Source organism: Burkholderia sp. Bp9140, from assembly GCF_003853425.1.
GTDB lineage: Bacteria > Pseudomonadota > Gammaproteobacteria > Burkholderiales > Burkholderiaceae > Burkholderia.
Genome location: NZ_QTPQ01000005.1, coordinates 178,447 through 191,839, shown reverse-complemented (window position 1 = coordinate 191,839; position 13,393 = coordinate 178,447). Strand labels below are relative to the sequence as shown.

General features: G+C 69.6%; 10 protein-coding genes. 3 read left to right on the top strand and 7 right to left on the bottom strand.

What is annotated here, in order from left to right; genetic code table 11:
* Positions 1-28: 28 nt before the first annotated feature.
* Positions 29-667 (bottom strand): 2-hydroxychromene-2-carboxylate isomerase, encoded by a 639-nt coding sequence (locus DIE21_RS06660; RefSeq protein ID WP_124496935.1) that lies wholly within the window; start codon positions 665-667, stop codon positions 29-31.
* 93 nt (positions 668-760) lie between these two features.
* Positions 761-2,224 carry a TAXI family TRAP transporter solute-binding subunit gene (locus tag DIE21_RS06655; RefSeq protein WP_124496934.1) on the bottom strand — a complete coding sequence of 488 codons (1,464 nt, stop codon included), beginning with the start codon at positions 2,222-2,224 and terminating at the stop codon, positions 761-763.
* Positions 2,225-2,677: 453 nt separating this feature from the next.
* Between DIE21_RS06655 and DIE21_RS06650 the strand changes: the two genes are divergently transcribed.
* The 3 genes from DIE21_RS06650 to DIE21_RS06635 all read left to right on the top strand — a co-directional run bounded on the left by DIE21_RS06650 (position 2,678) and on the right by DIE21_RS06635 (position 7,716).
* Positions 2,678-3,043, top strand: coding sequence for a BON domain-containing protein (locus DIE21_RS06650; protein ID WP_124496933.1), 366 nt, complete (start codon positions 2,678-2,680; stop codon positions 3,041-3,043).
* A 139-nt stretch (positions 3,044-3,182) separates the two neighbouring features.
* A complete protein-coding gene (locus DIE21_RS06645) occupies positions 3,183-5,273 on the top strand; it encodes a D-(-)-3-hydroxybutyrate oligomer hydrolase (protein ID WP_124496932.1) in 2,091 nt (696 codons plus the stop codon).
* Between the two features lie 610 nt (positions 5,274-5,883).
* Complete coding sequence (locus DIE21_RS06635) at positions 5,884-7,716, top strand: S10 family peptidase (RefSeq protein ID WP_124496931.1); 1,833 nt, start codon at positions 5,884-5,886, stop codon at positions 7,714-7,716.
* A gap of 214 nt (positions 7,717-7,930) precedes the next feature.
* Here DIE21_RS06635 and DIE21_RS06630 read toward each other — a convergent pair whose 3' ends face one another.
* The 5 genes from DIE21_RS06630 to DIE21_RS06610 all read right to left on the bottom strand — a co-directional run bounded on the left by DIE21_RS06630 (position 7,931) and on the right by DIE21_RS06610 (position 13,280).
* The gene (locus tag DIE21_RS06630; protein ID WP_124496930.1) at positions 7,931-8,719 is read right to left on the bottom strand and encodes a sulfite exporter TauE/SafE family protein; all 789 of its coding nucleotides are present in this window, start codon (positions 8,717-8,719) and stop codon (positions 7,931-7,933) included.
* Positions 8,720-9,017: 298 nt separating this feature from the next.
* Positions 9,018-10,457, bottom strand: coding sequence for a DHA2 family efflux MFS transporter permease subunit (locus DIE21_RS06625; protein ID WP_124496929.1), 1,440 nt, complete (start codon positions 10,455-10,457; stop codon positions 9,018-9,020).
* A 123-nt stretch (positions 10,458-10,580) separates the two neighbouring features.
* Entirely contained in the window at positions 10,581-11,315 is a 735-nt protein-coding gene (locus DIE21_RS06620) for a DsbA family oxidoreductase (RefSeq protein ID WP_124496928.1), read from the bottom strand.
* Positions 11,316-11,514: 199 nt separating this feature from the next.
* Positions 11,515-12,309, bottom strand: coding sequence for a transcriptional regulator (locus DIE21_RS06615; protein ID WP_124496927.1), 795 nt, complete (start codon positions 12,307-12,309; stop codon positions 11,515-11,517).
* A complete protein-coding gene (locus DIE21_RS06610) occupies positions 12,306-13,280 on the bottom strand; it encodes an ornithine cyclodeaminase family protein (protein WP_124496926.1) in 975 nt (324 codons plus the stop codon). The genes DIE21_RS06615 and DIE21_RS06610 overlap by 4 nt, the downstream gene beginning before the upstream one ends.
* Between the last annotated feature and the right edge of the window lie 113 nt (positions 13,281-13,393).

The following is a 13,393-nucleotide window of genomic DNA, read 5'->3' as shown; positions in this document are numbered from 1 at the left end:
CACGCGTTGCCGTGCATGATACCGGCCATCACGCGCGCCCCTTGGGCAGCGTGCTGATCCGCTTGACCTCGCGCGATTCGAGCCAGTTCGGCGTGCGCGCGCAGTACAGCACCATCGGCAGCGCATCCTCGCCCCAGAACAGCTGCTGGTTCATCCAGAAGGTCGGGACGCCGAACACGCCGAGCGCGATGGCGTCGTCGGTGTTGCGGCGCAACTGCGCGCTCGTTTCCTCGAATTCGATCAGTTCGTCGCCGTGCCCGACGCCGACGCGTTCGCACAGCGCGGCGAACCCGTCCGGCGTAGACGGATCGTTGCCGTCGTGCCAGATGAAGCGGAACATTTCCAGCACGGTCGCGATGTCGGCGCGCAGCGCGATCGCGAGGCGCAGCACCTTGTCCGAATCGAACGGATGTGCGGGCGGCATCTTGAAGCGGATGCCGAGCTGTTCTGCGCGAAACAGCGCGTGGCGGTACGTGAACACGCGCTTGGCCGGCACGTCGGCGCTCGGGCGTTGCCCCCAGTGGCGCTGCAGGTCGAGCAGCGACACGGCGACGGGTTCGAACGGCACGTCCGGCCATTTGTCGACCTGTTCGAGCAACAGGTAGGAAAACGGCGACACGAAGTCGTAGAACCAGGCGGGTTGGGCGGTGTCGAGGCCGGTTGTCATGACGATCTCCAGAGGGTGGGGCGTGCGCGCCCGGCGGCGGCCTTCATGTTACGCGGCGGCGCGCGCATGCAGCAATGATCGCGGATCGGCCGCTCACGCGGAACCGGGAGTCGCCCGGGGGGGCTCGCCGGCCGGCGGCGATGCATCGCCGGCGCGTGCCGTCGCGGGGGCGCCGGCGCCTGGCGTGCCCGAAGTGCCCGAAGTGCCCGAGGCGGCGTCGTGGTCGAGCGCGGTGAGCCGCTCGCGCACGAAGCCGATGTGCTCGCGCAGCACGTAGAACTGCCCCGCGTACGCGAGCGGCATCTTCATACGGTTCACGGCTTCCTCGATGTCGTCGAGCTCGTTGAGCAACTGGACGCGCTCATCGGCCGTATGCTCGCCGAGCGCGCGGCGCTCGAGCGCGATCAGCGCGCCGTACCAGCGGTAGATGCGCGAGCGCACCCGCCAGCCGTACAGCGACGGCACGAGCCGCAGCCCCGGGATCAGCACGACGATCAGCGGCACCACCACGACGAGCAGCCGGTCGACGAGACTCGCGACCCAGAACGGCAGCCGCCGGTACAGGAAGGTCTTGCCCGATTTGTAATAGCGCGCCGCGTCGTCGGACAGAGGGAAGCCGCGCGTGACGGCGGACGGGAATTCGCCCGCGTGCTGCAGGATCGTCGCGTGGCCGTGCACCTCGCGCGCGGCCTCGATCAGCAGGTCGGACAGCGCGGGGTGCAGCGTATCGCGCGCGACCAGCTCGATCGTCGGCGCGACCGTATGGATGTCGGCGGGCGGCAGGTTGCGGCCGAGATCGTAGACGCCCATCGGCAGCGTGATCGCGGTCAGGTACGGAAAGCGCCGCGCGTACGCCTCGGCCTGCGTGAACGAGTACACGTGCACGCCGGGCGCGCGGAACAGCTTCGCCATCACCGGTATCTGGGTCGAGTCGCCGGACAGGAACGCGGCGTCGATCTTGCCGTCGAGCAGCGCGGTCGCGGCGTCCTCGCCGGCGGTCGGCAGCAGCTCGGTCGAGCCGCCCGGCACGATGCCGTTCATCTTCAGCAGCGCCAGGCTCAATTCGCGGGCGCCGCTGCCTTCCGCGCCGAGCGCGAGCCGCTTGCCCTTGAAGTCGGACAGGCGCGCGACGACCGGGCCGCGGTACATGATCGCGAGCGGCACGTAGCCGATGCTGCCGAGCGACGTCAGGTGCTCGTCGCGCTCCTTCGGACCGATGCCGCTCTGCACGAAGCCGACGTCGACCGGCGCGTTCGGGTTCGACAGCCGCTCGAGGTTCTGCGCGGACCCTTCCGACGACTGGACGTCGAGCGTGACGCCGTTCTTCGCGAGGATCGCCTTGTATTTCTGCGCGGCGTTCCAGTACGTGCTGCCGGGCGGGCCGGACGAAATCACGAGCGTGGACGGCGGCGCCGGCTGGATCAGCTTGACCGCGAGCCAGACGGCCGCGGCCGCGAGCAGCACGGTGGGGCCGATCGACAGCGCGAGGTCGCGCCACGACACCGCGACGAAGCGGGCGAGGATGCGGCGGGGCGGGCGAGGGCTGGCTGGCTTCATGGCGTCGGCGGATGACACGGGCGTGACGCATCGATGACGACCGTCACGGACGATGCACGCGATGCGCGTTCTGGCGGCGATGGTACCCGGTTTCCTCTGGCGTGCGCGAGTCGGACGCCGTGGCGGGGCCGCGGATCCGGGCGGGCGCGCCGCTGACGGCGGGCGGCCGCGCGTCAAAAGCTTTGCGCTTCGGCGGGCGCTGGATTACATTGTGCGACGCAGCCGCGCCCGATTCGCGCGCGACCCGGCACGCAATGAGACCGGGCGCGTCCGGCCGGCGGCTGTCCGGCCCGGCCGGCCCGCATTCGCGCGCGCCGGCTGCCGGCCCGTGTCGCCTCTCTCGCATCGCCGTGGAAATCATCGGCCGTCCCGCCCGTTCGCGCGCGGGCCGGCTGCCTTTGGGGGTATTCGGCCGTACTGTGCACGGCCGTTCCGGAGTCACAAGGAGATAGCATGAAGTCGATCGTGTTGAGAGCGTTGGGTGTTGCGGCCGTGGCGGCCTGTTTGTCAGGCAGCGTATACGCGCAGTCGAGCGATGCGGCGGCAACCGAGGCGCCGGCCGCGGCGGCGAGCTCGCCGAAGGCCGCGGCCAAGGCGGCGAAGAAGGAGAACCGCAAGCTCGGCTACGCGGTGCGCAAGGCGATTACGAAGGCTGGCGGCATCGACGTGGCGAACCTCGTCGTGCGCTCGAAGGGCGGGGCGATCACGCTGGAGGGCACGGTGCCCGACCAGGCACAGATCGACAAGGCGGAAGAGGCAGCGAAGGGCGTGAAGGGCGTGATGTCGGTCACGAACAAGCTGACGGTCCAGCAGCAATGACGCCGGGCGGGCGGCGCATGCGCGCCGCTCGCGCCCGATTTCAGGCGGGCCCCGGCGTGCCGGGGCCTGTTTGCGCTTCAACGGCCGCGAGCCGCGCACGACGAGGCGGCGGACCGATAACGATATCGAGAGGGCGGCAATGACGACGCACGGGTGGGGCAGTCGGATTCTTGTCGGCGCGGCGCTGGCCGCGCTCACGTTGCTCGGTGCCTGCAACGGCAACGATTCGGGCGAGCGCAACCGGCTGCCCGGTTTCGTGTCCGGCAGCGTGCGCACGACCGCCTATGACGGCTCGAGCGACGACCTGCTGACGGCCGGCCTCGGCAAGACGGGCCTCGCCGTCGCCACCGCGCCCGCGTTCGCGAATCCGTCCCGTCCGACGAGCGCCGAGCTGCGCCGCCTCGCGATCTGGTCGAACTACCGCGCGCTCGTCGACATGAGCGCGAACGGCGGCTACGGCCGCTTCTGGGGGCCGAACGTCGACCTCGACGGCAACGACACGCTCGGCGAAGGCAAGATTCCCGGCACCGAATATCTCGCGTATTCCGACGACGGCAGCGGCCGCAAGAACGTGACGCTGCTCGTGCAGGTGCCGGCCAGCTTCGATCCCGCGCAGCCGTGCATCGTCACCGCGACGTCGTCGGGTTCGCGCGGCGTGTACGGCGCGATCTCGGCGGCCGGCGAGTGGGGCCTCAAGCGCGGCTGCGCGGTCGCGTACAACGACAAGGGCGGCGGCAACGGCGCGCACGAGCTCGGTTCCGACACGATCACGCTGATCGACGGCACGCTCGCCAACGCGGTGCTCGCCGGCAATGCCAGTCTCTTCACCGCGAACGTGACGAGCGGCGACCTGGCCGCGTTCAACGGCCGCTTCCCGAACCGCTACGCATTCAAGCACGCGCATTCGCAGCAGAATCCCGAACAGGACTGGGGGCACGCGACGCTGCAGTCGGTCGAATTCGCGTACTGGGCGCTCAACGAACAGTTCGGGCCGCTGCTCGACAGCTCGCATCACGGCGTGCGCTACCACCCGGGCGACATCACGACGATCGCCGCGTCCGTCAGCAACGGCGGCGGCGCGGCGCTCGCGGCGGCCGAGCAGGACACGCGCCGCTGGATCACCGCGGTCGTGGTCGGCGAGCCGCAGGTCAACGTGCGGATGGCGCCGAACGCGGTCGTGCGCGAGGGCGGCCGGCCGGTGCCGTCGTTCGGCCGGCCGCTGGCCGACTACGCGACGCTCGCGAACCTGCTGGAGCCGTGCGCGGCCGCGTCGGCGTCGCTCGCGGACGCGCCGTACCTGAGCGCGCTGCCGGCCGCCACCACGCAGTCGATCCGCACGCAGCGCTGCGCGACGCTCGCGGCGGCCGGGCTCGTGGCGGGTGCCGATACGCAGAGCCAGGCCGCCGACGCGCTCGCCCAGCTGCACGCGGCCGGCTATCTCGCCGATTCCGACCTGCTGCAGGCGTCGATGTGGGATTCGCAGGCGATTCCGGCGATCGCGGTCACCTATGCGAACGCGTACACGCGCTCGCGCGTGACCGACAATCTGTGCAATTTCAGCTTCGCGACCACCAGCGCGGCGACGGGCGCGGTCGCGCCGCCCGCCGCGTCGCCGATGCCGGCCGTGTTCGGCCTCGGCAACGGCGTGCCGCCGACGGCCGGCGTCAATCTGGTGTTCAACACCGGCGCGGGTGTCGACCACCGGCTCGCGACGCCCGACGCGAGCTTCGCGGGCGCGCTGTGCCTGCGCCAGCTGTGGACCAACGGGATGCTCGACATGCCGGCGAACGTCGATGCGGTGCGCGTGAACGCGAACCTGCAGGGCAAGCCTGCGATCATTGTGCAGGGCCGCAGCGACGCGCTCGTGCCGGTGAATCATGCATCGCGTGCGTACGTCGCGCAGAACAGCCTCAGCGAAGGCGGCCGCAGCCAGCTCGTGTTCTACGAGGTGACGAACGGGCAGCACTTCGACGCGTTCCTGCCCGTCGCGGGTTTCGACACGCGCTTCGTGCCGGTCCACTACTACGACCTGCAGGCGCTGAACCTGATGTGGCGGCACCTGAAGAACGGCGCTGCGTTGCCGCCGTCACAGGTGATCCGCACGGTGCCGCGCGGCGGCACGCCGGGCGCCGCGCCCGCGCTGACGAGCACGAACCTGCCGCCGATCTCGGCGTCGCCCGGCGCGAACGCGATCACGGCCGGCGCCGGCGCAGTCGACGTGCCGCTCTGACGGCGCCCGCCGCGCCGCGTTTCCGAAGCCGGACCACCGTCCGGCTTTTTGCTTTTCGGCGACTGGAATCGGTCCCGTACTGGCCTTTATCGGAATGGCACGCGCTGTAACAAATTATTACTTTACGGCGGAAAACCCGGAATCTAATATGCGCCGGTATTTTCAATTAATTTAATAAATTACTGTAGAGAAAATATTCCTTTCCATATAATTAATCGATCCTTTCGATTTTATTAAATCGGCTCGAGCTGGGATTGGTCGCCATTTTGCGATTAATCGACATCTCGCCGAGAGGGATCGTTCGTCTGTTCGAAGCGGCGGCGCCTTGCCTGGCCGGCTTTGCAGGGAATACTTTTGCCTGCGATTTCTCGTGCATGCGGATCACGGGCCTGAATTCGCATTGCCGCGCAGTATTGAATTGCCGGTCGCAATGGAATTGATTCCATTGCGCGGTAGCGGAATATGGGTGGGGTAAATCATGCCGGCCGGTATTCGTCGATCCGGTAAAAACTCGGGGTGCATCGCAAAACGAATGCGCTCCCGGTGCGGAGCGCCGGCGCGAATGATCCTTTGCGCCGGCGGTATTTATCGTTCTGTTCGAGAGGCAATAATGACGACACTGAAGTCCTTGAAAGACGGTTTCGCGCTATTTGGAACGACACTGAGCATGCCGCTCGCCGCAGCCGCGGCCGCGGCGCTGCTCGTCACGGGATGCGGCGGCGACGACGGGTCCGGCCCGGCCGCCGCCACCGCGGCGGCGGCGACGACGTCGAACGGCAGCACGTCGGCCAGCACCGACGCAACGGCTGCCGTGGCCGACCAGCCGTATGTCGACAACGACGTGTACGGCACCGGACCGGACGACGCGGTCACGGATTCGACCGAAGGGGCCGCGGTCGTGCACCGTCAGGTCACGATCGGCGGCAAGACGATCAAGTACACGGCCACCTCCGGCCACCTGACCACGATCGATCCGATCACGTCGGCGCCGAACGCGAAGATGTTCTACGTCGCGTACACGCAGGACAACCCGGACCCGTCGAAGCCGCGCCCGGTCACGTTCTTCTACAACGGCGGCCCCGGCTCGTCGTCGGTGTACCTGCTGCTCGGCTCGTACGGGCCGAAGCGCCTGCAGTCGTCGTTCCCGAACTTCACGCCGCCGGCCCCGTACAAGCTGCTCGACAACCCGGACAGCCTGCTCGACCGCTCCGACCTCGTGTTCATCAACCCGGTCGGCACCGGCTACTCGGCGGCGATCGCCCCGGCGAAGAACAAGGACTTCTGGGGCACCGACCAGGACGCGCACTCGATCGACCGCTTCATCCAGCGCTACCTGACCAAGTACGCGCGCTGGAACTCGCCGAAGTTCCTGTTCGGCGAGTCGTACGGCACGGCGCGCAGCGCGGTCGTGTCGTGGGTGCTGCATGAAGACGGCATCGACCTGAACGGGATCACGCTGCAGTCGTCGATCCTCGACTATGCGAATGCGCTGTCCGCGCCGGGCACGTTCCCGACACTCGCGGCCGACGCGTTCTACTGGAAGAAGACGACGCTCAACCCCACGCCGACCGATCTCGACGCGTACATGGTGCAGGCCCGCAATTACGCGGACAACACGCTCGCGCCGCTCGCGCAGAAGCCGAACCCGCAGGACGGCGGCTTCGTGAACGTGCGGCTGAACCTGAACCTGCAGACCGCGCAGCAGATGGGGGCGTACATCGGCACGGATCCGACGTCGCTGATCCAGACCTTCGGCAACCCGGCCGCGCTCGGCAACGTGCCGTCGTCGGACGACAACCCGCCGTACACGTTCTTCCTGACGCTCGTGCCGGGCACGCAGATCGGCCAGTACGACGGTCGCGCGAACTTCACGGGCAAGGGCATCGCGCCGTACATCCTGCCGAACTCGGGCAGCAACGATCCGTCGATCACGAACGTCGGCGGCGCGTACACGGTGCTGTGGAACAGCTACATCAACACCGATCTCAAGTACACGTCGACGTCGTCGTTCGTGGACCTGAACGACCAGGTCTTCAACAACTGGGACTTCAGCCACACGGACCCGACCGGCGCGAACCGGGGCGGCGGCAATACGCTGTACACGGCCGGCGACCTGGCGGCGACGATGAGCGTGAACCCGGACCTGAAGGTGCTGTCGGCGAACGGCTACTTCGATGCGGTCACGCCGTTCCACCAGACCGAGCTGACGCTCGCGCAGATGCCGCTCGATCCGACGCTCAAGGCGCGGAACCTGACGATCAGGAACTACCCGTCGGGCCACATGATCTACCTGAACGACGCATCGCGGACCGCGCTGAAGGGCGACCTCGGCAACTTCTACGACGGCATCCTCGCGAACCGTACCGCGCTGCAGCGCGTCTTGAAGCTGCAGGCGCGCACGCAGCAGCTCAGGCAGCAGCAATTGCAGCAGCAGGGGCAGTAAGCGCAGCGGGCGGCGTGCGCGCCGCCCGCGCGATGCGATGCGCGTCGCCCCGGTTCGCCGCCGGGCCGTGCGCGGATCTCACCGCCCCGGATGGACGACAGCCCGATCGGCGCAGGCCGGTCGGGCTGTTTTCTTGTGCGGCGGGAGACGGGCCGGCGCGTCATGCGCCGGCGGGCACAAGGAGATAACCGCGGCGGAAGGGCGCCCGCGCCGCTTACGCGAGCACGAGCCGCACGCCGACCGCGACGAGCGTCGCGGCAAGCAGGTTGCGCAGCAGCCGCTCGGGCGCGCGCGCGGACAGCAGGCTGCCGAGCACGATGCCGGGCAGCGAGCCGAGCAGCAGCGACAGCAGCATCGACCAGTCGACCGAGCCGAGCAGCCAGTGACCCATGCCCGCGATGAGCGTGAGCGGCACCGCGTGCGCGATGTCGGACCCGACGATGCGGGTGGTCGCGAGCATCGGATACAGCAGCAGCAGCACGGTCACGCCGATCGCGCCGGCGCCGACCGACGTCATCGACACGAGCACGCCGAGCACGGCGCCCGTCAGCACGGTCGACCACAGCGTGCGCGCGGGGCTCGGCGCGAGCGGGTTGCGCGCGGCGAGCGCGGTCAGTTGCGGACGGAAGATCAGTGCGAGCGACGTGAGCAGCAGCGCGATGCCGAGCACCAGCTGGATCATCCGCGCGGTGCCGGGCGAATTCATCCCGTGCGTGTGCAGCACCCACAGCGTGACGGCCGCGGCCGGGACGCTGCCGGCCGCGAGCCGGCCGGTGATGCGCCAGTCGATGGACCCCTTCAGCCCGTGGACGAGCGTGCCGGTGGCCTTGGTCGCGGCGGCGTACAGCAGGTCGGTGCCGACCGCCGTCGCGGGGTGGACGCCGAACAGCAGCACGAGGATCGGCGTCATCAGCGAGCCGCCGCCGACGCCCGTCAGGCCGACGAGAATGCCGACGAACAGGCCGGACAGGGAGTACAGCAGATCGATATGGGGAAGCGACATCGGAAGCAGGCGGTTATGCGGCGTTCGGCGGCGGCGCGCGGGTCAAAGTCTGCCATTGTCGCAAAAGTGGCGCGTCGATGTACGACTACGTTAAAAATTGACCGGGAAAGTCCGCCGGACGGGCCGTTCGCGGCGGGTGAAACGGGCGTTTGAACGGGCGCCGGGCCCGGCGGGGCGGCGCGCCGGCGTCGGCAGGCGGTGCGGCCGATGCCTGGCTGTCGGGCGGGGCGCGCCGGATCGGGGAGGAAGGCGGGAGCGGGGCGTGACGGCGCGCCCCCCGGTCGAGGCGGGGCGGCCGTCAGTGCATCGCCGGGCCGGCGCCCGGCACGGCGTCCTGGCGGCGGATGCGCAGCGCGAGGCCGAGCAGCCCGGCCGCGGCCGCGCATGCCGCGCCGACCGCAAACGCGGCGTGGTAGCCGCCGTTCAGCGCGTCGAGCGGCGTCGTGCGAGCGGCCGCGAGCACATCGGTGCGCGCGGCCGCGAGGCTCGCGAGCACGGCGAGGCCGAGCGCGCCGCCCATCATGAACGCGGTGTTGACGATGCCCGACGCGAGCCCCGAGTCGGCCGGGTCGACGTCGCTCATCGCGGCAAGCAGCACCGGATTGAACGCGACGCCCGCGCCGATGCCGAGCAGCGTCATGCCGGGCAGTACGTGCCAGACGAAGCCGCCGTCCGCCGGCGCGCGCGCGAACAGCGCGAGGCCGCAGGCGGCGATCAGCAGGCCGGCCGCGATCGGGCCGCGGATCCCGAAGCGCATCACGATCCGCGCCGACAGCCCGAGCGAGAACGCGGCCATGATCAGGTTCGCCGGCAGGAACGCGAGCCCGACCTGCAGCGGCCCGTAGCCGAGCACGCGCTGCATGTAGAGCGCGGACAGGAAGAACCACGCGAACATCGCGGCGGCCCACAGCACGCCGATCACGTTCGCGAGCGCGACGTTGCGCGCGGCGAACAGCGTGAGCGGCATCAGCGGATGCGCGACGCGCGCCTCGATCGCGACGAACAGCGCGAGCAGCACGACGGCCGCGCCGATCAGCACGACGGTCTGCGTCGACAGCCAGCCGGCCTCATTGCCGCCGACGATCCCGTAGACCGCGAGCATCAGCGACGCGGTCACGGTGACCGCGCCCGCGACGTCGAGGCGCGCCGCGCCGGCCGGCGCGCGCATGCGCGGCAGCAGCGCGATGCACATCGCATGGACCGCGATGCCGATCGGCAGGTTGACGAGGAAGATCCAGTGCCACGACAGCGTGCTCGTCAAGAGCCCGCCGAGCAGCACGCCGATGCTGCCGCCGCCCGCGCAGACGAAGCCGTAGACGCCCATCGCGCGTGCCCGTTCGCCCGGTTCGGTAAAGAGATTCATGATCAGCGACAACGACACGGCCGACACGATCGCGCCGCCGAAGCCCTGCACGGCGCGCGCGGCGATCAGCATCGTCTGCGATTGCGCGAGGCCGCAGGCGAGCGACGCAAGCGTGAACACGACGAGGCCCGCGAGGAACATGCGCCGCTGGCCGTACAGGTCGCCGAGCCGGCCGCCGAGCAGCAGGCAGCCGCCGAACGTCAGCAGGTACGCGTTGACGACCCACACGAGGGCCGTCCCGGTGAAGTGGAGGTCGGTGCTGATCGACGGCAACGCAACGTTCACGATCGTGCTGTCGAGCACGATCATCAGCACGCCGAGGCAGAGGACGATCAGCGCGTACCAGCGCTTTTCGCCGTGGATCCCGTGGGTCATGGGCCTGCCGCCTTCTGACAGTTGTTTGAAAGGCTGCATTGTAGACGTCGGCGGCACCCGCTTCCTGCCGGTTTGTGGCAGGAGCGACGCGTAGCGGCGGCGGGTGTCGCGCGGCGCCGGACGTTATCCGCGTGGCGGCAGTTCGCAGCCGTCGGGGCCGCAGGCGGCCGCGTCGTCGCCGGCGAATTCGACGATCGCACCGTCGCGCCACGCCTGCTCGAGCGCCTGCGCGAACACGTCGGCCGGCTGCGCGCCCGACACCGCGTAGCGGCCGCCGAACACGAACAGCGGCACGCCGCGTCCGCCGATCTGCGCGGCGCGCGCGATGTCGGCCTCGACTTCGTCACGGTATGCGTCGCTGCGCAGCACGGCGTCGACGGCCGAGCGCTCGAGCCCCGCTTCGACCGCGAAGTCGCTCAGCGCCGCGTGGTCGAACAGCGAGCCGTGCTCGCAGAAATAGGCGCGGTACAGGCGTTCGGTCAGCGCATGGGCGCGGCCGGTCGCTTCCGCGAGCTTCACGAGCCGGTGACCGTCGAGCGTGTCGCCGACGACCGTGCCGGGCAGGTCGTAGTGGAGCCCGACGCTCGCGGCGGCATCGGTCACCTGGCGCAGCATCTGCTCGACCTGCGCGGGCGACATCCGGTACTTGCCGGCGAGCATCGCCTCGACCGGCTCGACCGGCTGGCCCGGCATCAGCCGGTACGCGCGCAGCGCGACGTCGACGTGCTCGGCGTGCGCGAACGCGGCGAGCGCCTCGTCGAAGCGGCGCTTGCCGATCCAGCACCACGGGCAGATCAGGTCGGACCAGATTTCGACGGTCAGGGTCGGGCGGGCAGTCGGGGCAGGGGTGGTCGTCATGGGCGGTCCGGGGCGGCAAATAAATGTAACCGGGACTATATCACTTTATGCTTCGACGCTTCGCCGTGGCCTGCCCCGGGCGGAACGGGCCGGCCTTCGACGCATCACGAAGCATGGAAACGGACGGCACGTAACGGTAGCGATTGCCCATGCTGGCGACGGCGGCATGTCCGGCGACCCGGCCCGCGGAGCACGCCGCTTACGCGTCGCCCTGCGTTTCCTTCAGATGCTTCAGGTGCTTGTAGACGGTCGCGCGCCCCATCCCGAGCACGTTCGCGACGTAGTTCGCGGCGCTCTTGCCGCGGAACGCGCCTTCCGCATGCAGCGCCTCGACGAGTTCGCGCCGGTGTTCGCGCGTGAGGCCGTTCAGGCCGACCTGCCGTTCGCGCAGCCAGCCGTGCAGGAACGTGTTGATGCGCTCCTGCCAGTCGTCGCGGAACAGCTCGTCGGGTTGCGCGACGATGCCGGCGCCCTTGATGAACACGTCGAGCGTCGCGCGGACGTCGTCGAACACCGCGATGTTGAAGTTGATGCACATCATCCCGGCCGGGCGGCCTTCGTCGTCGAACAGCACGTTGCTCACGCAGCGCATCCGCCGGCCGTCCCAGTTCAGCTTCTCGTACGGGCCGATCACGCGCTCGCGCGCCGAATGATCGATTTCCTCGAGCGCCGAGTCGTCCCCGACCTCGCGCTTCGACAGGTTGTTCGCGAGGTACAGCACGGTCTGGTCGTGCAGGTCGTGGATCACGACTTCCGCGTACGGGAAGAACAGCGCCGCGATGCCGTCGGCGATCGGTGCATAGCGGGTGAGCAGCAGGTCTTTGACGGGGGATTGCTTCTTGCGCATCGGAATCGCCATCTCGGGTGAGCGGGGGCCGGGCGGTGCGTCGACGCGGCGCGCCGGCGTGCCGTCGACCGGCATGTCCGTGCGCCCGCGCGCTGCCGCCGCGGCGGTTGCGCCATTGTATCGGCCCCGCGTGCGCGTGCCGCTCATGCGCGCATCAGGTGCGTGTACAGCGCGTGGGCGATCGCGATGTCCTCGAGACCGAGGCCGATCGAGCGGAAGAACGCGTGACGCGTGCGCGACGGCGCCGCGCAGGTGCCAGCGACGAGCGCGGGCAGGTCGCCGACGATCCGCTCGGGCGTCCAGCCGTGCCCGGCCGCCGCGATCTGCATCTCGCCCGCGCTCGCGGGCGTCGTGTGCCGGTAGTCGCAGTACACGTCCATGTCCGGCAGCCACGCGGGCGGGATCTCGTGTGCGCGCGCGACGTTGGTGCTGATCGACGTGACGAGCGCGGGACGTGTGAGCATGCCGTCGGCGAGCACCGGCGTGCCCGACGACGTGCACAGCATCACGACGTCCGCATCGCGCACGCACGCCTCGACGCTGGCGGCCGGGCGGGCGCGCGGATCGATCTGCGCGAGCGTCGCCTGCAGCGCCGGGTCGCCGGCGAGTGCGGGCGAATGAACACTGATCGAAGCCCAGTCGCGCAGTGCAGCCGTGTGGCGCAGATGCGCGAGGCCGACCGCGCCCGTGCCGATCACGGCGAGCCGGCGCGCGTCGCGCGGCGCGAGGCAGTCGACCGCGAGCGCCGTCGTGCCGGCCGTGCGCTCGACCGTCAGCAGCCCCGCATCGCACCACATCAGCGGCTGGCCGGTGCGCATCGACATCAGCGCGGTCCATGCGGTGACGATCGGTCTCCCGTCGGGCTTGCCGCCCGTCACGACGTACGGCGACAGCTTCGCGCCGAACACCTGCTCGTCGGCGAGCACGCCGAGGTACGTGATGAAATCGCCGGCCTGTTCGGGGAACGGCGTGAGGGTTTGCGGCGGCTGCACCGCGCGGGCCGACGCAAGCGACGCGAACATGCGGCGCAGCGTGCCGAGCACGTCGAGCGACGGCAGCGCCGCGCGCACCGCGGCTTCGTCGACGGTCAGCGGCAGGGTCGGGGCGGGTTGCGTCATGGGACTTCTCCGGTCGGGGGCCGGACAGGACTGTCTCGAAAGAGGGCGTCCGGCCGTGTTCGTAATGGATTAAAAGTCTAATATAGACAAAAGAACTCGGGTAGATTTTTCTT